The following is a 21511-nucleotide window of genomic DNA, read 5'->3' as shown; positions in this document are numbered from 1 at the left end:
ACCCCACCGGAGCCACGACATGAAGCAGCGCCTGATGCAGACCTGGACACGCGGCGCACTCGCTGCGGCGCTGGCCGCCTGGTGCGTTGCGAGCGCGCAGGCGGGCGACCTGAAGGTCGGTCTGAGCGTGTCGCTGTCGGGGCCGAACTCCTCGGTCGGCGTGCCCTACGCCAAGGGCATGCAGGCCGCGCTGGCCTACCAACCCGCGGTGGATGGCCGCAAGGTCCAGCTCATCGTGCTGGACGACGGCTCGGACCCGAGCAGCGCCGGGCGCAACGCGCGCAAACTGATCGAGGAAGAAAAGGTCGACTTGCTGATGGGCACCTCCGGTGTGCCGGCGGCCATCGCCATGGCGCAGGTGGGCAAGGAGGCGAAGACGCCCATGATCGGCCTGACGCCCATCTTGCTCGACCCGAACGAGAACCCGTGGGTGGTCACCGTGGCGCAGCCGGTGCAGTTGATGATCGACGCGGTCGTCGAACGCATGAAGCGCAACAAGGTGCGGACGGTGGGCTACATCGGCTTTTCCGACGCCTGGGGCGACCTGGTGTACGACACGCTGATGAAGGCGGCGTCCGGCGCCGGCATCGAGGTGGTGGGCAACGAGCGCTATGCGCGCGCCGACCCGTCGGTGACCGGACAGGTGCTCAAGCTCGTCGCGCTGCGGCCCGACGCGGTCATGACCGGCGGCTCCGGCACGCCGGGCGCGCTGCCGTTCCTGGCGCTGCAAGAGCGCGGCTTCAAAGGGGGTGTGTACGGCCAGCACGGCCTGATCAACCCCGACTTCGTGCGCGTGGTCGGCACAGCCGGCCAGAACGCGCTGATGCCGACCGGCCCGGTGATCGTGGCCGAGCAGTTGCCGCCCGACCACCCGACCAGGAAGATCGCGGCCAGCTTCCGCGCGGCATTCCGGAAGGTGCACCAGGCGCCGACGAGCGATGCCTTCTCGGCCTACTCGTTCGACGCCTGGCTGGTGTTCGCCGACGCCGCATCGCGCGCAATGAAAAAGGCGCAACCGGGCACGCCCGAGTTCCGCGTGGCGCTGCGCGACGCCATCGTCAGCACGAAGGAAGTGGTGGGCACACACGGCGTCTACAACTTCAAGCCCGGCAGCCTCTACGGCGTGGACGAACGCGCCCGCGTGATCGTCAGGCTCGACAACAGCCAATGGAAGCTCGCTCCTTGAAGCGCTGGCTGAATCCGCCCGCGACGGACGCATCCGCCGCGTGACGGGTTTTTTTGGCCCGCCGGTGCCCCGACAGGCGTCTTGATCGAGGAGTAAAGACCGTGCCACCCCGCAGTGCGTTGGACCACGTCCACCGCGCCGGCGGTGGCCGGCTGCGTCGCCCGTATCGTGGCGGCGCAGCGCTGGTACGCCTGGCCCGGCAACTTTCTGCAGAGGCGGCCTCCGCGCCTGTGGCGCCCCCTTTGCGTGCCCGCGCCCAGTCCGCGCCCGCCTGCACCCGACTGCGCCCGCCCGCGCCCATCACCCGCCGGTCACGGGTGGAAAGAACGCGACCTCGGCCCCGTCGATCAGGGGGGCTGTTTCCTCGCTCAGACACTGGTTCAGCGCCATGCGCACGGCCCGGTGGCGGGCCAGGCTGGCGGCCGGGGCGCCGCCACGGGCGATCAGCTCGTCGCGCAGCGCGCCCAGCGTGGCCGCCGTCGTCTCTACGGACTCGCTGCCCTGGCCCATGGCCTCGCGGATGGCGGCGAAGTAACGCAGCGTGACCTTCATCACAGCAGTTGCGAAAACGCAATGAACTGCACGCTGTCGCCCGGTGCAATGGTCTGGCCGGCCGGGTTGTCGACCACGCCGTCGCCCCAGGCGGCGGAACTGAGCACGCCGGAGCTTTGGTTGCCAAACAGTTCCAACCCGCCCATCGGGTGCTGGCGCACGCGCAGGAATTCGCGGCGCTGATCGGCCTTGGGCCAGGCGAAACGGGCGCTGGCGGCGATGGGTTTCGGGGCCACGTCGGTCATGCCCTGCAAGCGCAGCACAAAGGGCCGCACCAGCAACGCAAAGGTCAGAAAGCTCGACACCGGGTTGCCGGGCAGCCCGATGAAGTGCGCCGGCCCGACCCGGCCGTAGGCGAAGGGTTTGCCGGGCTTGATCGCGATCTGCCACAGGTCCAGCCGCCCCAGCGCCTGAACGGCGGGTTTGACATGGTCTTCTTCGCCCACCGAGACGCCGCCACTGGTCAGGATCAGGTCATGCGCAGCGCTGGCGGCCTGCAGGGCTTGTTCGGTGGCCTCGCGCTGGTCGGGGACGATGCCCAGGTCGCTCACCTCGCATGCCAGGCGCAGCAGCATCGCGCGCAGGAAGAATCGGTTGCTGTTGTAGATGGCGCCGGGGCGCATCTGCCCGGGCGGCACGGTGCCGGGCATGACCAGTTCGTCGCCGGTGGAAAACAGCGCCACCCGTGGGCGGCGCGCCACTTGCAGCCGGTCCAGGCCGATGCTGGCGGCCAGGCCCAGCGTAGCCGGCGTCAGGCGCGTGCCGGCCGTCAGCACCACGGCGCCACGGCGAATGTCTTCGCCCGCATGGCGCAGCCATTGGCCGGGCTGGGGCCGGGCGTTGATCTGCACCTGGCCCAGGCCGTGATCGGGCGATGTCTGGCCGCTGCCGGAGGGCATCTGAGCGCTGCCGGATGGCGTCTGGCGCTCGACGGCCAGGGCCTGACAGTCTTCCTGCAACACGATGGCGTCGGCTCCCGCAGGCATCGGGGCGCCGGTGAAGATGCGCGCGGCGCTGCCTGGTGGCAGCGCTGCGCAGGCGCTGCCTGCGGTGATGCGCTGCGCTACCGGCAAGACGCTGCCCGGTGCCGTTACATCGGCGCAGCGCACGGCGTAGCCGTCCATCGCGCTATTGTCCTGCGCCGGCACTTGCAGCGCCGAGATGCAGTCTTGCGCCAGCACGCGGCCATCGGCGTCGAGCGTGCTCACCTGGTCGGTGGCCGGCAGGGGCCGGGCCTGGGCCAGTAGCTCGGCCAGTGCTTCGTCCAGGGGTTTCAGGGGTTTCATTGCGGGGCGCATCGCAGCCTTCCTCCATGCAGTGGCCGCTCGTACCCGAAGCGCTGTCCTTGCCGGATCAGCCAGCCGGCGACCTGGTCCGGGGCGTCGAGGTCGAGCACGGGCAGCGTCGTCGGCACGGGCAGGCGGTGCGCTGCGTTGGTGGCCACGGCGACCACGCAGTCGTCCCCGGGGTAGCGCACGGGTTCGGGTTGGCGCCCGGGCGCGCCGGTCTCGCCTGGATGCGGGGGGCGCCAGACTTCGATCTTGGGCAGATCGCTGCCCTTGAAGCCCTCGACCAGCACCCAGTCCACGTCCTGGCAGAGTTCGGCCAGCAACTGGTGCACGCTGAGCGTGGTGGCTTGCTCGAATTCGCGCATCAGCGCCAGCCGCCGGTCGGACGCCGCCACCACCTCGAAGGCGCCGGCCTCGCGGTGGCGGTAAGTGTCTTTGCCCGGGTGGTCGATGTCGAAACGGTGGTGCGCATGCTTGACCACCGACACGCGCAGTCCCTGCCGCCGCAGCGCCGGGATCAGTTGCTCGATCAGCGTGGTTTTGCCACTGCCGGAAAAGCCGGCAAAACCTGCGACTTTCATCCATCGCTCCCCATGGGGGCATGGCAGTCATCGCGCCCGGCGCTGCTGGCGCCCGGCGCCTGCGGTTTGGCGCCCGCATCCGCATCCGCCGTGCAGTGGCGCTCGATATAGGCTTTGACCTGTTGCGCATCGGCAGGCAGCCGCTGCACGCGCCGGGGCAGGTTTTCGATGCCGGCGAACTGCGCGGGTCTCTCGGGCGCCTGGCCCAGGGCTTCGATGATGGTCGCGGCGAACTTGATCGGCAGCGCCGTCTCCAGCACGATCATCGGCGCTGCGGGCGGGTCTTGCGCCGGGCGCTCGCGCGCCCTCTGCGCCAAGTGCTCGCGCGCCACCTTCACCCCGTCGGCGGTGTGGGGGTCCAGCGTGACGCGATGGCGCTGGTGGTTGTCGCGGATGGTCGCCAGCCGGTCGGCATGGGTGCTCTTGCCGCTGGCAAAACCGTAGCGCGTTGCGGCTTCGGCAAAGCGCGGGTCGCCGCTCAGGTCGATCCGGCCCCGGGTGGCCAGGGTCTGGCCGAACAGCGTCTCGACGCGCGCGCCGTCGCGGCCGAGCAGGTCGAACACGAAGCGCTCGAAGTTGCTGGCTTTGCTGATGTCCATCGAGGGGCTGGAGGTGGCGCGCGTATCGGCGCTGCTGCGCACGCGGTAGACGCCGGTGCGAAAGAATTCGTCGAGCACATCGTTCTCGTTGGTGGCCACCACCAGCCGGTCGATGGGCAGGCCCATCATGCGCGCCACATGGCCGGCGCAGACATTGCCGAAGTTGCCGCTGGGCACCGTGAAGCTGACCTGCTGCGCGTTGCTTGCGCTGGCTTGCAGGTAGCCGGCAAAGTAGTACACCACCTGCGCCAGCAGGCGCGCCCAGTTGATGGAGTTGATGGTGCCGATCCGGTGCCTGCGCTTGAAGGTCTGGTCGCGGCTGACGGCCTTGACGATGTCCTGGCAGTCGTCGAACACGCCGTCGATGGCCAGGTTGTGGATGTTGGCGTCTTGCAGGCTGAACATCTGCGCCTGCTGGAAGGCGCTCATGCGGCCATCCGGGCTGGTCATGAATACGCGCACGCCGGTCTTGCCGCGCAGCGCGTATTCGGCCGCACTGCCGGTGTCGCCGCTGGTGGCGCCCAGGATGTTCAGTTGCTCGCCACGGCGCGCCAGTTCGTACTCGAACAAATGGCCCAGCAACTGCATGGCCAGGTCCTTGAAGGCCAGCGTCGGGCCGTTGGACAGTGCTTGCAGCCACAGGCCGGCTTCGAGCGGGCGCAGCGGCACGATGGAGCGGCTGCCGAAGACTTCGGCGATGTAGGTCTTGGCGCACAGCGCCCGCAGGTCGGCGGCGGGAATGTCGTCGATGTACAGCGACAGCAACTGGTATGCCAGTTCGGCGTAGCCCTGCTCGTGCCAGACCTGGCGCAAGCGCGTCAGGGCTGCGTCATCGATCTGCGGGTAATGCTCGGGCAGGTACAGGCCGCCGTCGGGGGCCAGGCCCTCGAGCAGGATGTCGCAAAACGGTCTGCGCCCTGCCTGGCCACGGGTGCTGATGTATTTCATGGTGCAAGCCGGTCGGTATTCGCATTCAGTTCAGTGCTTCCTTGCGCAGGCGTGTGATCGGCGCCAGCACTGTCGTCAGGGCCTGCATCCGGGCCATGACGGCGTCCATCGTACCTTCGCGCGTGTCGTGCGTGAGGATGATCAGATCGGTCTGGGCCGAGCCTGCGCCGCCTACCTCGTCGGCTTCGCGCTGCAGCACGGCATCGATGCTCACCCCGGCCTCGGCCAGCAGGCCGGTGACCTGGGCCAGCACGCCGGCCTGGTCGGCCACGCGCAAGCGCAGGTAGTAGCTGGTGACCACTTCGCTCATCGGCAGCACCGGCAGCGCGTCCATCGCGTCGGCCAGGGTATGGGGCTGGAAGGCCAGGTGCGGCACGCGGTGCTCGGGGTCGGCGGTGTGCAGGCGGGCGATGTCCACCAGGTCGGCAATCACGGCGCTGGCGGTCGGCTCGGCGCCCGCGCCTTTGCCGTAGTACAGCGTGGTGCCGACGGCGTCGCCTTGCACCACCACGGCGTTCATCGCGCCTTCGACATTCGCGATCAGGCGCTTGGCCGGCACCAGGCAGGGGTGCACGCGCAGTTCCACCCCCTTGTCGACGCGCTTGGTGATGCCCAGCAGCTTGATGCGGTAGCCCAGTTGCTCGGCGTAGCGGATGTCGGCCGTCGCCAGCGCCGTGATGCCTTCCACATGGGCCTTGTCGAACTGCACCGGAATGCCGAACGCGATCGCGCTCATCAGCGTGAGCTTGTGGGCCGCATCCACGCCCTGGATGTCGAAGCCGGGGTCGGCCTCGGCGTAGCCCAGGCGCTGCGCCTCCTCGAGCACCACATCGAAATCGCGGCCCTGGCTGCGCATCTCGGACAGGATGAAGTTGGTCGTGCCATTGATGATGCCGGCGAGCCACTGTATGCGGTTGGCGGTCAGCCCCTCGCGCAACGCCTTGATGATGGGGATGCCCCCGGCCACGGCGGCCTCGAAAGCCACCATCACGCCCCGGGCCGATGCGGCCGCGAAGATCTCGCTGCCATGCACGGCCAGCAGCGCCTTGTTCGCCGTGACCACATGCTTGCCGGCCGCAATGGCCTCAAGCACCAGCGTCTTGGCAATGCCGCAGCCGCCGATCAGTTCGATGACGATGGCGATGTCCGGGTTGGCGATGATCGCGCTGGCATCGCCGAGCACCTGCACATCGGGGCCGACCAGGCTTTGCGCGCGCGCCACATCCCGGGCCGCGACCATGGTGATCTGAATGCCCCGGCCGGCGCGGCGGCTGATTTCGTCCTGGTTGCGCCGCAGCACGTCGAACACACCGCCACCGACGGTGCCCAGGCCGAGCAGACCTGCTTGAATGGGTTTCATGCGTTGACTGACTTATCGGTTTTTGAAAAAGGGGGCCTGGCCCCTCGCGGGCCGGCCGCCGGAGCCTGCGCCGGGAGATGCGCGCCGCATCCTCGAGCGCCACATGCGGGCGCTACATTCGCTCCCACTGCTTGCGGTACTGCGCGAGGAACCGCGCCACGCGGCCGATGGCCTCGCGCAGGTCATCCTCATGCGGCAGGAACACGATGCGGAAATGGTCCGGCGTCGGCCAGTTGAAGCCCGTGCCCTGGACCAGCATCACCTTGGTCTCTTGCAGCAGTTCCAGGAAGAACTGCTGATCGTCGGCGATCGGGTACAGGGCCGGGTCGAGGCGCGCGAACATGTACAGCGCCGCGCTCGGCTTGACGCAGCTCACGCCCGGAATCGCCGTGATCAGCTCATACGCCAGGTCGCGCTGCCGGCGCAGGCGCCCGCCTTCGCCGACCAACTCGTTGATGCTCTGAAAGCCCCCCAGGGCCGTCTGTATCGCCCATTGGCCGGGCACGTTCGAGCACAGCCGCATGTTCGAGAGCATGTTCAGACCCTCGATGTAGTCGCGCGCCGGCTTCTTGTCGCCCGAGACCACCAGCCAGCCGGCGCGGTAGCCGCAGGAGCGGTAGCTCTTGGACAGCGAGTTGAACGTCAGCGTCAGCACATCCTGGCTCAATGAACCGATGGCCCGGTGCCTGGCGCCGTCGTACAGCACCTTGTCGTAGACCTCGTCGGCGAAGATCACCAGGCCATGGGTGCGCGCGATCTGCACCAGGTCTTCGAGCAGCGACTCCGGGTACAGCGCTCCGGTGGGGTTGTTCGGGTTGATGACCACGATGCCCTTGGTGCGGGGGCTGATTTTGGCGCGGATGTCGTCGAGGTCCGGCATCCAGCCCCGGGCCTCGTCGCACAGGTAATGCACCGGCGTGCCGCCCGAGAGGCTGGCGGCGGCCGTCCACAGCGGGTAATCGGGCGCGGGCAGCAGCAGTTCGTCGCCGGCGTCGAGCAGCGCATTGGTGGCCATCACGATGAGTTCGCTGGCGCCATTGCCCAGGTAGATGTCGTCGAGCGTGACCCCCGCCAGGCCCTGCTTTTGCGTCTCGTGCATCACCGCCTTGCGCGCCGCGAAAATGCCCTTGCTGTCCGAATAGCCCGAGGAATGGGGCAGGTTGCGGATCATGTCGAGCTGGATTTCCTCGGGGGCATCGAAGCCGAACACGGCCAGGTTGCCGATGTTCAGCTTGATGATCTTGTGCCCGTCTTCCTCCATCTGCTTGGCCGCGTCCATGATCGGACCGCGAATGTCGTAGCAAACGTTGGCGAGCTTGGCGGATTTGTGGACGACTTTCATGCGCTGGCAGTGGTGGGCGATGGGGCAGCAGTCAGGGGCAGGTTTCGGGCACCCGGGCGATGCCTATAATTTGACCACAGATCAGCAGCGGTTCCGGCGCCCCGCCGCGCTGCCGACAGCCATGAAATTCCAGCCCGACCACAGCGACGCGCAAATCATCAGCGGCTACGGCCCGGGCTGGATCCGCATCGGCGCGGACAAGATCAGCCACAGCGTCCTGATCGGCGCCAGCGGCCTGCGCCAGGCATGGCCCTGCGCGCGCTTTGAAGACCTGGGCGCCGGGCATTTCGCGCAACTGGCCGGCCTGGACGCGGAACTGATCATCTTTGGCAGCGGCCCCCGCAACCGCTTTCCGGCGCCGGCCTGGCTGGCACCGCTGATGGCGCGCCGCATGGGCCTGGAGACCATGGACACCCCCGCCGCCTGCCGCACCTACAACCTGCTGGCCCACGAGGGGCGCAAAGTGGTCGCAGCGCTGATTCTGTGATCCGGCGCAAAAACGCCCCGCGCTGGCGCTAGTGTCGCGTCACGGATCAGATGTCGTAGGCTGCGCGCAGCCATCGGAGCGCAGCGCAAGGCGCATCGCGCAGCCCATACCGAGCTGTATTGGCAAGCGATGCAACGCCGCGATGCGCTTCGATGGCCAGCGCAGACCGACAGATGATCGGTGACGCGACACTAGAGGGCGCAGCCGCATCAGTAGTACACCTGCCCGTCGCGGCCGATCACGCCGATGTTCACATACCGGCTGCCCGCATTGCCCTTGGAAAAATCCAGGTGAAAGCCGCCGATGTCGATTTCGCCCATTGTCGACAGCGTGGCCGCCAGGTTGGCTGCGCTCAGGCCGGTGTTCTTCGGGTGCTTGAGGGCCTCGCCCACCGTGCGCGCCGACAGATAGCCTTCGAGCTGAAACTCCGTGTATTCCTGCATCTGCGGAAAGGCTTCTTTCATCGCCGCCTGAAACTCCCGCTGCACCGGCAGCATCTTGTCGTTGGGGTCGGGAAAGGCCTGCACAATGCCGACGCCGCGCGCACCCGCAACCCCCACCACCTTGACGATCTGCGCGGCGGACACGTAAGAGAGCACAAAGAGCGGCTGCGTTACATCCGCCTTGCGCAAAGCCGCAATGCCGGCGACGATGAACGGCGGCGGGCCGATGACCAGCACGCCCTGCGCGCCCAGCGCGGCGATCTGCCGGGCGGCAGCCGCCAGCGCCGCAGCATCGGGGCCGGACTTGACACCATTGAGTTCGATCTTGCCGCCGGGCACTGTCTTCACGGCCTCTTGCACCACGGCCATGCCCGAGGTGCCGGTGGGCAGGTCTTGGTAGAGCGTCGCCAATTTGCTCATGCCCAGCATCTGCGCATGGCTGACGATTTCTTCGATCTCCTGCTTGTCGCCGGCCCGGACGTGAAAGAACTTCGGATGCCCCGGCGTGCGCAGGCTTTCGGCACCGGGCACGCCGTTGACCACCACCACCGGTGCGGTATCGAGCAATTTGTCGTCGAGCATGCGCTTGATGGCGGCCGAACCCATCGGCGAGATCAGCGCCAGGGGCTTTTTCTCCATCGCCTTCGGGAACTGCTCGGCAAAGCCTTCGCCGCTGAAACGGTCATCGGCCTCGAACAGCGTGAGCTTTTGCCCCCTGATGCCCCCGGCCTTGTTGGCCTGGGCCAGATAGGCCTTGATGCCCTGGTTCAGCCCGGCCGCATCGGCAGCCAGCGGCCCGGTGAAAGGACCGATCTGGCCCAGCACGATCTGGGAACTGGCCATGGAACCCACTGACAACACCACGAGCAGCAGCACGGCACGGCAGAGCAGGCGAATCGGGCGCATCGGCTTCCTCCCCAAAAAAAGCCCCTCTGACCGGGGCGCTACCATCTATCTGTGCGGGCGGTTCTGGCGAACATTCAGGCGGCTTGAATCTAGCATGGCCACGCAAAGCCGGTGTACGGTTTTGTAACCTCAGCCGCGCCGCGCCGCGCGCACGCGATCGAACAGTTCTTGCGCCTGCGCGCCCGCCTGCGTCGGGCCATGCCCGCCTTGGTCGGCGCCTTGGTGCGCGGCCTGCAAACTGCCCAACAGCCGCTCCAGCACCGGCGCCCGCGGCAGCAGCGGGCCCAGGAAAAGGGCGCGGCGGCGATGGCCGATCAGCAGCGTGGGGAAGGTCTCGAATTCCAGATCGCCGGCGATGTCGGCCTCGTCCTCGATGTCCACCCATTCGAAGCGCACGCCGGGATGCGCGCGCGCCAGGGCGTCAAACGACGATCGGTAGTCGCGGCAGGCGCCGCACCAGTCCGGGCACAGGCAGATGGCCCACCACGGGTCGGCGGCGGCGTTCGGGGCATCGGGCTGCATGGCGCGGGCTTTCCATCAACGCAACGCCGGGTCGTCAGCCGCCAGGCCATGGGCCCAGCCCGCAGCGCACCAGGAGCAAAGCCATTGCCGCGCGGCAGCGCTGGCGCGCTCCAGATCGCGCGCGCCGAGCTGGCGCCGATCGGCCAGGCGCCGCATCAGCTTGGCGTCGCGCCCTGCGGCGCGGTAGCTCTCGCCGTTGATGAAGACATGCTGCGCGTCGTACAACATGCGGCTGCGCCGATCCAGACGCAGCCCATGGCACGGCGCACCGTCGGCACCGGCGTCGGCACCGGGCTCGAACCATACGCAGGGCTTGGGCTCCGTCAAATACTCGCCCAGCGCGCGCTCCAGCGCCAACGGCCGGGCCAGCGCGCGCGCCAATGCGGCGCGGGCGAAATCTTGCAGGCGGGGGGCCATCGCGGCCGGCTGCGCAGTCGCCCGCTGGCCCGCGTCGCGGTAGCGCCGGGGACGGCCCCGATCACCCGCATCGTCCGCATCGCCCTCATCGCCCGCATCCTCTGCGATGCGCAGCAACAACTCCCGTGCCAGTTCTGCGCGTGCAGGCGCGCGAAAACCGATCGACCAGGTCATGCACTCCCCCTGGGCGATGCCGTCGTGGGCGTAGCGCGGCGGCAGGTACAGCATGTCCCCCGGATCGAGCACGAACTCCTGTTCAGGCGCGAACTGCGCCAGCACTTTCAACGGGATGTCCGCGCGCAGCGTCAAATCCTTTTGCCGGCCTATGCGCCAGCGGCGCTGGCCATGGGCCTGCAGCAAGAACACGTCGTAGCTGTCGAAATGCGGCCCCACGCCGCCGCCGTTGCTGGCGTAGCTGATCATCAGGTCATCGAGCCGCGCCTCGGGCACAAAGCGAAACTGCTGCATCAGCGCATGCACCGCGTCGTCGTGCAGGTCCACGCCCTGCACCAGCAAGGTCCAGCCGGGCTGCTGCAACGCCGGCAATGCGCGGCGCGGCAGCGGCCCATGGCGCAGGCTCCAGACCCCTTGGCGCAACTGCACCAGCCGGGATTCCACGCCCTCCCGGGCCGCCAGCGCGAACACATCGGCACGCGACACCGGCGGCGCGAACCCGGGGATGGCCTGGCGCACCAGCAGGGGCTTTTTTTGCCAATGGCGGCGCATGAATTGCACGGGGCTGAGGCCGCCGAGCAGCGCAAGGGGTTGCCGGATGTCCATGGATGGGGTGGGCGTGAAGCAGTGGTGAAACAGCGCCAAGGCCGGTGGGTCGATGCGACAATTGTCCTATGGAAATCACCCGACGATGCGTGGTCGCACTGACCTGGACACTCAAGGACAGCCTGGGCGAAGAACTCGATGTGCTCGATGAACCCGTGGAGTTCCTGGTCGGCGGCGACGATCTGTTGCCCCGTATCGAAGAGGCTTTGCAAGCCCACGGCGCTGGTGCCACGCTGGCGCTGCACCTCGAACCCGAGGAAGCCTTTGGCGACTTCGACGAGCAATTGCTGTGGCTGGAGCCGCGCTCGCTCTTTCCCGCCGACATCGAGGAAGGCATGAGGATCGATGGCCTGGCCTTGCCGGCAGCCTGCAGCCCGGATGTGCCGCGCAGCGCTTGCTACACCGTGGCCGGAATCTACCCGGAGCATGTGGTGCTCGACGGCAACCACCCGCTGGCGGGCATTGCGCTGCGCCTGCAATTGACGGTGCAGGCGGTGCGCGCCGCCACGGACGAAGAAATCGGCCGGGGCAGCGTCGGGCCGGGTTTCTTTCGGATGCCGCCCCAGGTGCCCGGCAGTGCGCGGCAGCACTGAGCGGCCCGGTCGTGGTGCGCGCAGCGCGCCAGGCTCAGAGGGCCGTGCCCGGCAGGCGGCCCATCACCAGCGCGAGATTTGGCCGTTGTACAGGCGCACGCGGTCGCCGATGCGCAGATCGCCCGGGCTGCTCACGTCGTAGGCGCGCTGGCCCCCTCGGTCCAATTGGACGAACAGGCGATAGCCCCCCGGGACGTATTCCTCGCGCTGCTGCCGGCTTTCGATCGCATCGCCGGCCACCGCACCGCCCAGAACGCCCACGGCCGTGGCCGCTGCGCGACCCGTGCCCGCGCCAATCTGGTTGCCCAGCACGCCACCGACCACCGCCCCCAGCACCGCGCCGGCCCCGGAAGTCTGGCCCTGCCGAGGGCGGGCGGGCAGCATTTGGATGTTGGCGATGCGGCCATATTCGGTGGCCGCCGGTCCGGCCGGATGGGCGGGGATCGAATAAGCCCCCGGGTACGTGGCTGGCGGGGCCGCGCGCTGATGGCCGCAGGCAGCCAGGGTGCACAGCACGGCGGCCGCGCCGACCACGGTGCCGCAACGGATGCAAGAGCGGGAGCAAGAACGGATCATTGACTGCATGTCGACCTCCTGAAAATCCGGCCCGACGGGAGCCGGCCCGCCGTGCGTCGACCACCACCGCCGCGCAAGGCCGGCGCCGTCCGGCACCGCCGCTCAGGCCGTGCCGGTAGACCCATAACCGCCCGCCCCGCGCCCGGTCGCAGCAAACTCGGTGACCACATTGAACTGCGCCTGAACCACAGGCACGATGACCAGTTGTGCCAGCCGCTCCATCGGCAAGAGCGTATACGCCTGCTGGCTGCGGTTCCAGGCGCTGACCATCAGCGGCCCCTGGTAGTCGCTGTCGATCAACCCCACCAGGTTGCCCAGCACGATGCCATGCTTGTGGCCCAGGCCCGAGCGCGGCAGGATCAACGCGGCGTAGCCCGGGTCTTTGATGAACACCGAGATGCCGGTCGCCACCAGTTGCCAGGCATCGGGCTGCAATGTCAAAGGCGCATCCAGGCAGGCGCGCAGGTCCAGGCCCGCGCTGCCGGGGGTGGCGTAGCCGGGCAATCGATCCGCGATGCGCGGGTCCAGAATCTTGATGTCGATCTTCACGTTGGCTCGTTTCCTTGTGTTGCCGGCCCGGGCGCCATCGGGCCGTCTGCCGCAGCCGCTGTGCGACGGCCATCAGGACGGCAGCGGCGGCAAGCGCGCTGCGACCTCGGCGATCAGTTGCTGCGCCAGCACGCGCTTGGAGGCGCGGGGCAGTTCGCGGTGCCCATCGGCATCGACCAGCAGCAGGGCATTGTCATCCCGGCCGAAGGTGGCCGGGCCGATATTGCCCACCAGCAACGGCACGCCCTTGCGCGCGCGCTTGGCCGTGGCATTGGCCAACAGGTCGTGGCTTTCGGCCGAGAAACCCACACAGAACAGCGCTCCTTCGAGCGCGCGCGCCGACCGGGCCAGCGTGGCCAGGATGTCGGGGTTTTCGACAAAGTCCAGCACCGGCGGCTGCCCCGAGCCGTCCTTTTTGATCTTGCGCCCGGACTGCTGCGCAGGCCGCCAATCGGCCACCGCCGCCGTGGCCATGAAAACACCGGCGTCCTGGATATGCTGCTCGACCGCGACCAGCATTTCTTGCGCCGATTGCACATCCACCCGGCGCACGCCGCGCGGTGTCGTCAGATGCACCGGCCCGGCCACCAGCGTGACCTCGGCCCCGGCTTCGCGGGCGGCGCGGGCCAGCGCAAAGCCCATCTTGCCGCTGGACAGGTTGGTGATGCCGCGCACCGGGTCCATGGCCTCGAACGTCGGCCCGGCCGTCACCAGCAGCCGGCGCCCGGCCAGCAGCTTGGGGGCGAAGAAGGCCAGCAGTTCGTCGAGCAGTTCCTGCGGTTCCAGCATGCGGCCAGCACCGGTTTCGCCGCAGGCTTGCTCGCCGCTGCCGACGCCCAGCACCACCGCGCCGTCTTGCACCACCTGGGCCAGATTGCGCCGGGTGGCCGGGTGGGCCCACATCTCGCGGTTCATCGCCGGGGCCAGCAGCAGCGGCACGCGCTGCGCCGGGCGGGCCAGGCAGGCCAGGCTGAGCAACTCGTCCGCCCGGCCTTGCGCCAGGCGCGCAACGAAGTCGGCGCTGCAAGGCGCGATCAGCATCGCGTCGGCCTTGCGGCTCAGGTGGATGTGGGGCATGCCGTCGCCCTCGCGCTCATCCCACTGCGAGCCGTAGACCGGCCGCCCCGACAGGGCCTGCATGGTCACCGGGGTGATGAACTGCCGCGCCGCCTCGGTCATCACCACCTGCACGCTCGCCCCCTCGGTGACCAGCAGGCGGCACAGTTCGGCCGCCTTGTAACAGGCCACGCCGGCGCTCAGACCCAAAACGATGTGTTTGCCGGCAAGCTCGTGCATGGGGCGCAATTTAGCAGACGCGGGCACACCGGGGCGCTCGGGTGGCGCCGGAGCGCCTCCTATAATCGCGCTCTACCACGGCCTTATATGACCAAATTCGTCTTCGTCACCGGCGGTGTGGTGTCTTCCCTGGGCAAGGGAATCGCCTCAGCCTCCCTGGCCGCGATCCTGGAATCGCGCGGCCTGAAAGTCACCCTCATCAAGCTCGACCCCTACATCAATGTCGATCCGGGAACCATGTCGCCGTTTCAGCATGGCGAGGTGTTCGTCACCGACGACGGCGCAGAAACCGATCTCGACCTGGGCCACTACGAGCGCTTCATCGAAACCCGGATGAACCGGGCCAACAATTTCACCACGGGCAAGATCTACCAGTCCGTGCTGGAAAAGGAGCGCCGCGGCGACTACCTGGGCAAGACCGTGCAGGTCATCCCCCATGTCACCAATGAGATCCAGGAATTCATACAGCGCGGCGCCGGCATGGGAACGCCCGTTGCGGTGGATGTGGCGATTGTCGAAATCGGCGGCACGGTGGGCGACATCGAGTCGCTGCCGTTCCTGGAAGCCGTGCGCCAGATGAGCCTGCGCATGGGCGCGAACAACAGCACCTTCGTGCACCTGACCTACCTGCCCTGGATCGCCACCGCCGGCGAGCTCAAGACCAAGCCCACGCAGCACACGGTGCAAAAGCTGCGCGAGATCGGCATCCAGGCCGACGCCCTGCTGTGCCGCGCCGACCGCCGCATTCCCGGCGAAGAGCGCGCCAAGATCTCGCTGTTCACCAACGTGCCCGAATGGGGCGTGATCAGCATGTGGGACGTGGACATCATCTACAAAGTGCCGCGCATGTTGCACGAGCAGGGCCTGGACGGCCTGATCTGCGACAAACTGCGCCTGAACACGCGCCCCACCAACCTCCAGCGCTGGGATGATCTGGTCTACGCGACCGAGCATCCGCAAGGCGCGGTCACCGTGGCCATGGTCGGCAAATACGTGGATCTGTCAGACAGCTACAAGTCGGTCAACGAGGCGCTGCGCCACGCGGGCATGCGCAACCATGTGCGGGTGCAGATCGACCATGTCGACTCCGAGACCATCGACAGCGCCGACGCCGCAGCCAGGCTCGCCCGGTACGACGCCATCCTGGTGCCCGGCGGCTTCGGGCAGCGCGGCGTGGAAGGCAAGATCGCCACGGCCCGCTATGCGCGCGAGCACAAGCTGCCCTACCTGGGCATCTGCCTGGGCATGCAGGTGGCCACCATCGAATACGCCCGCCACGTGGCGGGACTGGCCAACGCCAACAGCACCGAATTCGACCCCGCCACGCCGCACCCGGTGATCGCGCTGATCACCGAGTGGCAAGATGCCGACGGCAGCATACAGCAGCGCGATCAGGACTCGAACCTGGGCGGCACCATGCGCCTGGGCGCGCAAAGCTCCGATGTCCTGGCCGGCACGCTGGCCCACCGCATCTACGGCGACGTGGTGACCGAGCGCCACCGCCACCGCTACGAGGCCAACGTGAACTACCTGGAGCCGCTGCGCAAGGCCGGTCTGGTGATTGCAGCGCTGACGCAGCGCGAGCAGCTCACCGAAATCGTCGAACTACCGCAGAGCATGCACCCCTGGTTCATCGGCGTGCAGTTCCACCCCGAGTTCAAGTCCACGCCCTGGAACGGGCATCCGCTGTTCAACTCCTTCATCGCCGCCGCCAAGGCACGCCATCAGGCGCGGCACGAGGGCCCGGCATGAAACTCTGCGGCTTCGATGTCGGCCTGGAACAGCGCCTGTTCCTGATTGCCGGCCCCTGCGTGATCGAATCCGCGCAACTGCAAATGGATGTGGCCGGCCAGCTACGGGAGATCACCGCCCGCCTGGGCATGCCGTTCATCTTCAAAAGCAGCTTCGACAAGGCCAACCGCAGCTCAGGCAGCAGCTACCGTGGCCCGGGCCGCGACAAGGGCCTGGAAATCCTGGCCCGGGTGCGGCGCGAGCTGGCCCTGCCGGTGCTCACCGACGTGCACACCGAGGACGACATCGCCGCCGCCGCGCAGGTGGTGGATGTGCTGCAAACCCCGGCCTTCCTGTGCCGCCAGACGGACTTCATCAGCGCCGCAGCCCGCTGCGGCAAGCCGGTGAACATCAAAAAAGGCCAGTTCCTCGCGCCCCATGAGATGCACAACGTCATCGACAAAGCCCGTGCCGCCGCCCGGCAGGCCGGCCTGTCCGAAGACCGCTTCATGGCCTGCGAGCGCGGCGCCAGCTTTGGCTACAACAACCTGGTCAGCGACATGCGCAGCCTGGCCATCATGCGCGCCAGCGGCGCCCCCGTGGTGTTCGACGCCACGCACAGCGTGCAACTGCCCGGCAGCCAGGGCAGCCGCAGTGGCGGCCAGCGCGAAATGGTGCCGGTGCTGGCCCGCGCCGCCGTGGCCGCAGGGGTCGCCGGCATCTTCATGGAAACCCACCCCGACCCGGACCGGGCACTGTCGGACGGCCCCAACGCCGTGCCGCTCAAGCATATGCAAGCCCTGCTGGAAACGCTGGTGGCGCTCGATGGCGTCACCAAGCGCCACGGCTTTCTCGAAAACCGCTTCGGAGCCTGAAAACACCATGCGCAGTGCCGGCATCATCGCCTCCACCACCGTCGCCGACCCCGGGCCATACGAGCAGCCATGCAGACCCATGGCGCGCAAGTGTGCGTGCGTGGCGGCAAGGTGCAGGTGCAGGTGCAGGTGCAGGTGCAGGTGCTCGGAGGCGACGGGGACCCGGGCCGCGCCGTGGTGCTGAAATTCCCCAGCGTTGCCGCCGCGCAGGCTTTTCATGACAGCCCCGAATACCGCAAAGCCAGGGCCGCGCGCAAAGACGCTGCCGTGGTGCGCATGGTCTGCGCGGAGGGCTGCCAAGAACCTGATTTACTATAAAAACAATAGCTATAATCGCCCGCCGGCTCCAGTTTCCCGGTTGCAAAAATAGGAAGGAACACCATGAGTGCCATCGTTGACATCGTAGGCCGCGAAGTGCTCGATAGCCGCGGCAACCCCACCGTCGAATGCGACGTGCTGCTCGAATCGGGCGTGATGGGCCGCGCCGCCGTACCCTCGGGCGCCTCCACCGGCAGCCGCGAAGCCATCGAAATGCGCGACGGCGACCCGCGCCGCTACCAAGGCAAAGGCGTGCTCAAGGCGGTGGAACATGTCAACACCGAAATCTCCGAAGCCGTGCTCGGCCTGGACGCCTCGGAGCAAGCCTTTCTCGACAAGACCCTGATCGACCTGGACGGCACCGAGAACAAAAGCCGCCTGGGCGCCAACGCCATGCTGGCCGTCTCCATGGCCGTGGCCCGCGCCGCCGCAGAAGAATCGGGCCTGCCGCTGTACCGCTACCTCGGCGGCATGGGCAGCGTGCAACTGCCGGTGCCGATGATGAACGTGATCAACGGCGGCGCGCACGCCAACAACAGCCTGGACTTGCAGGAATTCATGATCATCCCCGTCGGCGCCCCGAACTTTCGCGAGGCGCTGCGCTGGGGCGCCGAGGTATTCCATGCGCTCAAGAAAATCATCCACGACCTGGGCATGAGCACCGCCGTGGGCGACGAAGGCGGCTTTGCCCCGAGCGTGGAAAACCACGAAGCGGCCATCCGCCTGATCCTGCAAGCCATCACCGCCGCCGGCTACAGCGCCGGCGAGCAAATCGCACTGGGGCTGGACTGCGCCGCCAGCGAGTTCTACCAGGACGGCCTGTACGTGCTGCACGGCGAAGGCGGCCTGAAGCTCAGCGCCCCCCAATGGATCGACATGCTGGCCGCCTGGGTTGACAAATACCCCATCATCAGCATCGAAGACGGCATGCACGAAGGCGACCAGGACGGCTGGAAGCAACTGAGCGAGCGCCTGCGCGACAAGGTGCAACTGGTGGGCGACGACCTGTTCGTGACCAACACCCGGCTCCTCCAACAAGGCATAGACCAGCGCATCGCCAACTCGATCCTGATCAAGATCAACCAGATCGGCACGCTGACCGAAACCTTTGCCGCGATAGAAATGGCCAAGCGCGCCGGCTACACCGCCGTGATCTCGCACCGCTCGGGCGAGACCGAGGACTGCACCATTGCCGACATCGCCGTGGGCACCAACGCCGGCCAGATCAAGACCGGTTCGCTGAGCCGCTCCGACCGCATCGCCAAGTACAACCAACTGCTGCGCATCGAAGAAGATCTGGGCGAAGTCGCCCAATACCCCGGCCGCGCCGCATTCCGCCACCTGCGCTGACCCGCTGCCGCAGCGCCTGCGGCCTGACGCAGCCAGCCCCGCCCACCCACCGACCCCCCAACGCGCGCCATGGCCTCCCGCATCGTCCCGACCATCTTGCTGGCACTGCTGGCCGGACTGCACGCCCAACTGTGGCTCGGGCGGGGCAGCGTGCCGCTGGTCAACGGAATGCAGCGGCAAATCGATGCCCAAGAGGCCGCCAATGCGCAAGCGCAGCAAGCCAACGCGCGCCTGGCCTCCGAGGTGCAAGACCTGCGCGAAGGTCTGGACATGGTGGAAGAACAAGCCCGCAGCGAGCTGGGCATGGTCAAGCCCAACGAAATCTACGTGCAGTTCACCCCGAACTGACGATCACCGGCATCCCTGGTGTCGCGTCACCGATCATCTGTCGGTCTGCGCTGGCCATCGAAGCACATCGCGGCGTTGCATCGCTTGCCAATACGCCCGGTATTGGCAAGCGATGCGCCTTGCGCTGCGCTCCGATGGCTGCGCGCAGCCTACGACATCTGATCCGTGACGCGACACTAGCGCAAGGGCGCGGGCAGCAGGGACCGATGCCCGGCCAGCCGGGCGGCGCCAACGCCGCGTCCGTCCGTCGGGCGTGTCGGGCGCCATCCATGTCTGTCATTCGAGACTCAGGCGGCGTTCGCGCACCAGGCGGATCCACTTGTCCTGCTCGGTGCGCAGCGCGGCGGCGAACTGCTCGGGCGTGTTGGCAATGCCCGCCAGGCCCTGCTCGCGCAAACGCTGCTGGAAGGCCGGCTCGGTCACGATCTTGCGCACCTCGGCCTGCAACCGGTCGATCACGGCCCGTGGCGTGCCGGCCGGGGCGAGCAGGCCGACCCAGGAGTTCACCTCGAAACCGGGGTACCCGCTCTCGGCCACGGTCGGCACCTCGGCATAGGCGGCCACACGCTGCGCGCCGGTCTGGGCCAGTGCCCGCAGCCGGCCGGCGTTCACATACGGCTGGGCCAGCACGGTCGAGAGGAACATCATCTCGACCTGCCCACCCAGCAGGTCCTGCCGGGCCGGGCCGCCGCCACGGTAGGGGATGTGCGTGACGAAGGTGCCGCTGACGGCCTTGAAATACTCGGCCGTGAGGTGATTGCTCGACCCCGGACCGACGCTGGCGTAGTTCAAGCGCCCCGGTTGCGCCTTGAGCAGGCGCACCAGGCCGGGGAAGTCCTGCGCCTCGACCTTGGGATGTACCACCAGCACCAGCGGGTTGCGCACGACCTGGGTCACCGGCTGCAGGTCCCGGGCGATGTCCAGGCCCAGTGTCGGATAGACCAGCGGGTAGGTGGCGTAGCTGTCGAACACCATCAGCAGCGTGTGGCCATCGGGCGCCGCGCGCGCGACCTCGACCGCCGCCAGGGTGCCGCCGGCACCGCCACGGTTGTCGACGATCACGGTCTGGCCCAGCGCGTCCTGCAGGCGCGGCTGCAACTGGCGCGCAACGGCGTCGACGAGGCCACCCGGTGGAAAGCCGACGACCAGCCGCACGGGCTTGGCGGGCCAGCCCTGGGCCTGGGCTGCAAAACCCACGATCAGCGCACAGGCGACGAGGGCTCTGGCAAGGCGCGCAAAGGACATCTCGATCGACCCGGAGCGGGTCTGGCAGACGGTGGCAGTCATCGCATATCCCCTGTGGATCCGTTCATGGTGGCAGCGCGAGGGTGGATCCACATGGCCCTTGCTGCGATGAGCGAACTCTACGTGTCGCGTCATCGGTCATCTGTCGGTCTGCGCTGGCCATCGGAGCGCATCGCAAGGCGCATCGCTCCGATGGCCAGCGCAGCCTACGACATCTGTCCGATGACGCGACTCCAGGAAACGCAGACACCCGTTTGGAAGAGGACTGTTCGGCAGCACCGAATGATCCCTGGGGTTTTCCCGAGGAAGCGGAACCCGCCCGATCAGTCGATCGGTCAGGCCGGAATCGGCCCGCGCCCGATCCGCGGCGCATCCCGGGGCGGTGCAGGCATCCAGCGTTTGGCGCTGTGCCCGATGAAGGGCCGCCACTGGACGCGCTGGCCCGTGAAAGCCTTTGCCGGCGAGCATCGACACGGGGCGCGGGCCTGCCGGCGTTGCCGGGGCGACCAACGGATGCGACGCCCCCAGGCCCGAACGCCAGCTCGCGCCAGCGTCATGCGTGGCCTGGATAGGCTGACGAACGCTGCGTGCCGCAGTCCATCCCGTGCAGTTACCCCGTGCGGCTCACCCCGTGCTGAAATACTTGGCCGCGACCTGCCGGTGCCGGGTTTTGCGTTGCAGCGCCCAACGGGCGATGCCGGCCAGCAGCCGCCCTGCGGCGCGCCCACCCTGGTCCAGTGCCTGCGCCAAGTCGCGCAGCGGCTGGAGTACGCCGCATTCCCAGTCCGTGGCGGCGCTGCTGCCCGCCCCGACCGGTAATGCGCCAGCGCCCGGCATCACATCCCAGCGGAACGCCACGGCATCGGTGACGCCTGGCGGGTTCCACGCCTGCAGCACCAGATGCTGCCCCGGCTCGACATGCAGGCGCGCGCCGGCTTGCAAGACATGGTCATCCGGCGGTTGTTCGAGCGTGCCGCGCAGGGTCGACCAGACGCGCCCTTGGACGATCTCCAGCACACCGGCGCTGCACGGGTGCAGCGACAGGGCATGGCCCGGGCTCAGTTTCCAGCAACCTGCCGCAGGGCCTGCGCTGTCGGCGGCGGATGGTTCGGCGGTGCGCACTCGCATGGCTCTCTCCTTGGGACAAAAATTCCTGCCAGTTCCTGTTTCCATCGCACCCATGCTGCGTTTGCCCCGGCCCGCCGTCCAATGAAAACG

At 68.0% G+C, this 21511-nt stretch carries 23 protein-coding genes and 1 pseudogene; 8 read left to right on the top strand and 16 right to left on the bottom strand.

The window, feature by feature from the left end; all coding sequences use genetic code 11:
• Positions 1–19: 19 nt before the first annotated feature.
• A complete protein-coding gene (locus VEIS_RS12985) occupies positions 20–1186 on the top strand; it encodes an ABC transporter substrate-binding protein (RefSeq protein WP_011810409.1) in 1167 nt (388 codons plus the stop codon).
• 300 nt (positions 1187–1486) lie between these two features.
• On the opposite strand, the gene VEIS_RS12980 is transcribed toward VEIS_RS12985, so the two are convergent.
• The 6 genes from VEIS_RS12980 to VEIS_RS12955 form a co-directional block, all read right to left on the bottom strand.
• A complete protein-coding gene (locus VEIS_RS12980) occupies positions 1487–1738 on the bottom strand; it encodes a MoaD/ThiS family protein (protein WP_011810408.1) in 252 nt (83 codons plus the stop codon).
• Positions 1738–3024: a molybdopterin molybdotransferase MoeA gene (locus VEIS_RS12975; RefSeq protein ID WP_011810407.1), complete on the bottom strand. Its 1287-nt coding sequence runs from the start codon at positions 3022–3024 to the stop codon at positions 1738–1740. Before VEIS_RS12975 ends, VEIS_RS12980 begins: the two co-directional genes overlap by 1 nt.
• Positions 3021–3608: a molybdopterin-guanine dinucleotide biosynthesis protein B gene (mobB, locus tag VEIS_RS12970; protein WP_041950020.1), complete on the bottom strand. Its 588-nt coding sequence runs from the start codon at positions 3606–3608 to the stop codon at positions 3021–3023. Before mobB ends, VEIS_RS12975 begins: the two co-directional genes overlap by 4 nt.
• Positions 3605–5155, bottom strand: coding sequence for a threonine synthase (gene thrC, locus VEIS_RS12965; RefSeq protein WP_011810406.1), 1551 nt, complete (start codon positions 5153–5155; stop codon positions 3605–3607). The genes mobB and thrC overlap by 4 nt, the downstream gene beginning before the upstream one ends.
• Positions 5156–5180: 25 nt before the next feature.
• Positions 5181–6515 carry a homoserine dehydrogenase gene (locus VEIS_RS12960; RefSeq protein ID WP_011810405.1) on the bottom strand — a complete coding sequence of 445 codons (1335 nt, stop codon included), beginning with the start codon at positions 6513–6515 and terminating at the stop codon, positions 5181–5183.
• Positions 6516–6627: 112 nt separating this feature from the next.
• Positions 6628–7857, bottom strand: a complete 1230-nt coding sequence (locus VEIS_RS12955; RefSeq protein WP_011810404.1) for a pyridoxal phosphate-dependent aminotransferase — start codon at positions 7855–7857, stop codon at positions 6628–6630.
• A 121-nt stretch (positions 7858–7978) separates the two neighbouring features.
• On the opposite strand from VEIS_RS12955, the gene VEIS_RS12950 reads away from it, so the two are divergent.
• The gene (locus VEIS_RS12950; RefSeq protein WP_011810403.1) at positions 7979–8344 is read left to right on the top strand and encodes an Mth938-like domain-containing protein; all 366 of its coding nucleotides are present in this window, start codon (positions 7979–7981) and stop codon (positions 8342–8344) included.
• A 39-nt stretch (positions 8345–8383) separates the two neighbouring features.
• Here the strand turns inward: VEIS_RS12950 and VEIS_RS28735 are convergent, their stop codons facing one another.
• The 4 genes from VEIS_RS28735 to VEIS_RS12935 all read right to left on the bottom strand — a co-directional run bounded on the left by VEIS_RS28735 (position 8384) and on the right by VEIS_RS12935 (position 11412).
• Positions 8384–8536 (bottom strand): hypothetical protein, encoded by a 153-nt coding sequence (locus VEIS_RS28735; RefSeq protein WP_157048349.1) that lies wholly within the window; start codon positions 8534–8536, stop codon positions 8384–8386.
• A 17-nt stretch (positions 8537–8553) separates the two neighbouring features.
• Positions 8554–9693, bottom strand: coding sequence for an ABC transporter substrate-binding protein (locus VEIS_RS12945; protein ID WP_011810402.1), 1140 nt, complete (start codon positions 9691–9693; stop codon positions 8554–8556).
• A 129-nt stretch (positions 9694–9822) separates the two neighbouring features.
• Positions 9823–10215, bottom strand: coding sequence for a thioredoxin family protein (locus tag VEIS_RS12940; protein WP_011810401.1), 393 nt, complete (start codon positions 10213–10215; stop codon positions 9823–9825).
• Positions 10216–10230: 15 nt separating this feature from the next.
• A complete protein-coding gene (locus VEIS_RS12935; protein WP_011810400.1) occupies positions 10231–11412 on the bottom strand; it encodes a JmjC domain-containing protein in 1182 nt (393 codons plus the stop codon).
• 68 nt (positions 11413–11480) lie between these two features.
• Here VEIS_RS12935 and VEIS_RS12930 point away from each other — a divergent pair, with 68 nt between their 5' ends.
• Positions 11481–12005, top strand: a complete 525-nt coding sequence (locus VEIS_RS12930) for an FKBP-type peptidyl-prolyl cis-trans isomerase (protein ID WP_011810399.1) — start codon at positions 11481–11483, stop codon at positions 12003–12005.
• Positions 12006–12068: 63 nt separating this feature from the next.
• Here the strand turns inward: VEIS_RS12930 and VEIS_RS12925 are convergent, their stop codons facing one another.
• The 3 genes from VEIS_RS12925 to coaBC all read right to left on the bottom strand — a co-directional run bounded on the left by VEIS_RS12925 (position 12069) and on the right by coaBC (position 14426).
• Positions 12069–12590 carry an outer membrane lipoprotein gene (locus VEIS_RS12925; protein WP_011810398.1) on the bottom strand — a complete coding sequence of 174 codons (522 nt, stop codon included), beginning with the start codon at positions 12588–12590 and terminating at the stop codon, positions 12069–12071.
• A 93-nt stretch (positions 12591–12683) separates the two neighbouring features.
• Complete coding sequence (gene dut, locus VEIS_RS12920) at positions 12684–13130, bottom strand: dUTP diphosphatase (protein ID WP_011810397.1); 447 nt, start codon at positions 13128–13130, stop codon at positions 12684–12686.
• Positions 13131–13202: 72 nt separating this feature from the next.
• Positions 13203–14426: a bifunctional phosphopantothenoylcysteine decarboxylase/phosphopantothenate--cysteine ligase CoaBC gene (coaBC, locus tag VEIS_RS12915; protein ID WP_011810396.1), complete on the bottom strand. Its 1224-nt coding sequence runs from the start codon at positions 14424–14426 to the stop codon at positions 13203–13205.
• Positions 14427–14513: 87 nt separating this feature from the next.
• Here coaBC and VEIS_RS12910 point away from each other — a divergent pair, with 87 nt between their 5' ends.
• From VEIS_RS12910 to VEIS_RS12890, 5 genes are all read left to right on the top strand, one after another.
• Positions 14514–16178, top strand: a complete 1665-nt coding sequence (locus VEIS_RS12910; RefSeq protein ID WP_011810395.1) for a CTP synthase — start codon at positions 14514–14516, stop codon at positions 16176–16178.
• The gene (kdsA, locus tag VEIS_RS12905) at positions 16175–17032 is read left to right on the top strand and encodes a 3-deoxy-8-phosphooctulonate synthase (protein ID WP_011810394.1); all 858 of its coding nucleotides are present in this window, start codon (positions 16175–16177) and stop codon (positions 17030–17032) included. Before VEIS_RS12910 ends, kdsA begins: the two co-directional genes overlap by 4 nt.
• A gap of 69 nt (positions 17033–17101) precedes the next feature.
• Positions 17102–17350, top strand: coding sequence for a DUF1330 domain-containing protein (locus VEIS_RS12900; protein WP_011810393.1), 249 nt, complete (start codon positions 17102–17104; stop codon positions 17348–17350).
• A 63-nt stretch (positions 17351–17413) separates the two neighbouring features.
• Positions 17414–18700 carry a phosphopyruvate hydratase gene (gene eno, locus VEIS_RS12895; protein ID WP_011810392.1) on the top strand — a complete coding sequence of 429 codons (1287 nt, stop codon included), beginning with the start codon at positions 17414–17416 and terminating at the stop codon, positions 18698–18700.
• 69 nt (positions 18701–18769) lie between these two features.
• Positions 18770–19048, top strand: a complete 279-nt coding sequence (locus VEIS_RS12890) for a septum formation initiator family protein (protein ID WP_011810391.1) — start codon at positions 18770–18772, stop codon at positions 19046–19048.
• Between the two features lie 16 nt (positions 19049–19064).
• On the opposite strand, the pseudogene VEIS_RS31605 reads toward VEIS_RS12890, so the two are convergent.
• From VEIS_RS31605 to VEIS_RS24795, 3 genes and pseudogenes are all read right to left on the bottom strand, one after another.
• Positions 19065–19234: pseudogene (locus VEIS_RS31605) on the bottom strand (tripartite tricarboxylate transporter substrate binding protein); the annotation flags it as partial.
• Between the two features lie 90 nt (positions 19235–19324).
• Positions 19325–20335, bottom strand: a complete 1011-nt coding sequence (locus VEIS_RS12885) for a Bug family tripartite tricarboxylate transporter substrate binding protein (RefSeq protein ID WP_011810390.1) — start codon at positions 20333–20335, stop codon at positions 19325–19327.
• Between the two features lie 582 nt (positions 20336–20917).
• Positions 20918–21421: a DUF2917 domain-containing protein gene (locus tag VEIS_RS24795; RefSeq protein WP_011810389.1), complete on the bottom strand. Its 504-nt coding sequence runs from the start codon at positions 21419–21421 to the stop codon at positions 20918–20920.
• Between the last annotated feature and the right edge of the window lie 90 nt (positions 21422–21511).

Source organism: Verminephrobacter eiseniae EF01-2 (genome assembly GCF_000015565.1).
Lineage (GTDB): Bacteria > Pseudomonadota > Gammaproteobacteria > Burkholderiales > Burkholderiaceae_C > Acidovorax > Acidovorax eiseniae.
This window is presented reverse-complemented; position numbering and strand designations above follow the sequence as displayed.

Coding starts and splice junctions, on each gene's coding strand:
- VEIS_RS12985 (WP_011810409.1), top strand. CDS start 20: ATGAAGCAGCGCCTGATGCAGACCTGGACACGCGGCGCACTCGCTGCG.
- VEIS_RS12930 (WP_011810399.1), top strand. CDS start 11,481: ATGGAAATCACCCGACGATGCGTGGTCGCACTGACCTGGACACTCAAG.
- coaBC (WP_011810396.1), bottom strand. CDS start 14,426: ATGCACGAGCTTGCCGGCAAACACATCGTTTTGGGTCTGAGCGCCGGC.
- VEIS_RS12980 (WP_011810408.1), bottom strand. CDS start 1,738: ATGAAGGTCACGCTGCGTTACTTCGCCGCCATCCGCGAGGCCATGGGC.
- VEIS_RS12910 (WP_011810395.1), top strand. CDS start 14,514: ATGACCAAATTCGTCTTCGTCACCGGCGGTGTGGTGTCTTCCCTGGGC.
- VEIS_RS12900 (WP_011810393.1), top strand. CDS start 17,102: ATGCAGACCCATGGCGCGCAAGTGTGCGTGCGTGGCGGCAAGGTGCAG.
- VEIS_RS12945 (WP_011810402.1), bottom strand. CDS start 9,693: ATGCGCCCGATTCGCCTGCTCTGCCGTGCCGTGCTGCTGCTCGTGGTG.
- VEIS_RS12925 (WP_011810398.1), bottom strand. CDS start 12,590: ATGCAGTCAATGATCCGTTCTTGCTCCCGCTCTTGCATCCGTTGCGGC.
- VEIS_RS12935 (WP_011810400.1), bottom strand. CDS start 11,412: ATGGACATCCGGCAACCCCTTGCGCTGCTCGGCGGCCTCAGCCCCGTG.
- VEIS_RS12940 (WP_011810401.1), bottom strand. CDS start 10,215: ATGCAGCCCGATGCCCCGAACGCCGCCGCCGACCCGTGGTGGGCCATC.
- VEIS_RS12890 (WP_011810391.1), top strand. CDS start 18,770: ATGGCCTCCCGCATCGTCCCGACCATCTTGCTGGCACTGCTGGCCGGA.
- VEIS_RS12950 (WP_011810403.1), top strand. CDS start 7,979: ATGAAATTCCAGCCCGACCACAGCGACGCGCAAATCATCAGCGGCTAC.
- VEIS_RS12960 (WP_011810405.1), bottom strand. CDS start 6,515: ATGAAACCCATTCAAGCAGGTCTGCTCGGCCTGGGCACCGTCGGTGGC.
- kdsA (WP_011810394.1), top strand. CDS start 16,175: ATGAAACTCTGCGGCTTCGATGTCGGCCTGGAACAGCGCCTGTTCCTG.
- VEIS_RS12955 (WP_011810404.1), bottom strand. CDS start 7,857: ATGAAAGTCGTCCACAAATCCGCCAAGCTCGCCAACGTTTGCTACGAC.
- thrC (WP_011810406.1), bottom strand. CDS start 5,155: ATGAAATACATCAGCACCCGTGGCCAGGCAGGGCGCAGACCGTTTTGC.
- VEIS_RS12885 (WP_011810390.1), bottom strand. CDS start 20,335: ATGACTGCCACCGTCTGCCAGACCCGCTCCGGGTCGATCGAGATGTCC.
- VEIS_RS24795 (WP_011810389.1), bottom strand. CDS start 21,421: ATGCGAGTGCGCACCGCCGAACCATCCGCCGCCGACAGCGCAGGCCCT.
- eno (WP_011810392.1), top strand. CDS start 17,414: ATGAGTGCCATCGTTGACATCGTAGGCCGCGAAGTGCTCGATAGCCGC.
- mobB (WP_041950020.1), bottom strand. CDS start 3,608: ATGAAAGTCGCAGGTTTTGCCGGCTTTTCCGGCAGTGGCAAAACCACG.
- VEIS_RS12975 (WP_011810407.1), bottom strand. CDS start 3,024: ATGAAACCCCTGAAACCCCTGGACGAAGCACTGGCCGAGCTACTGGCC.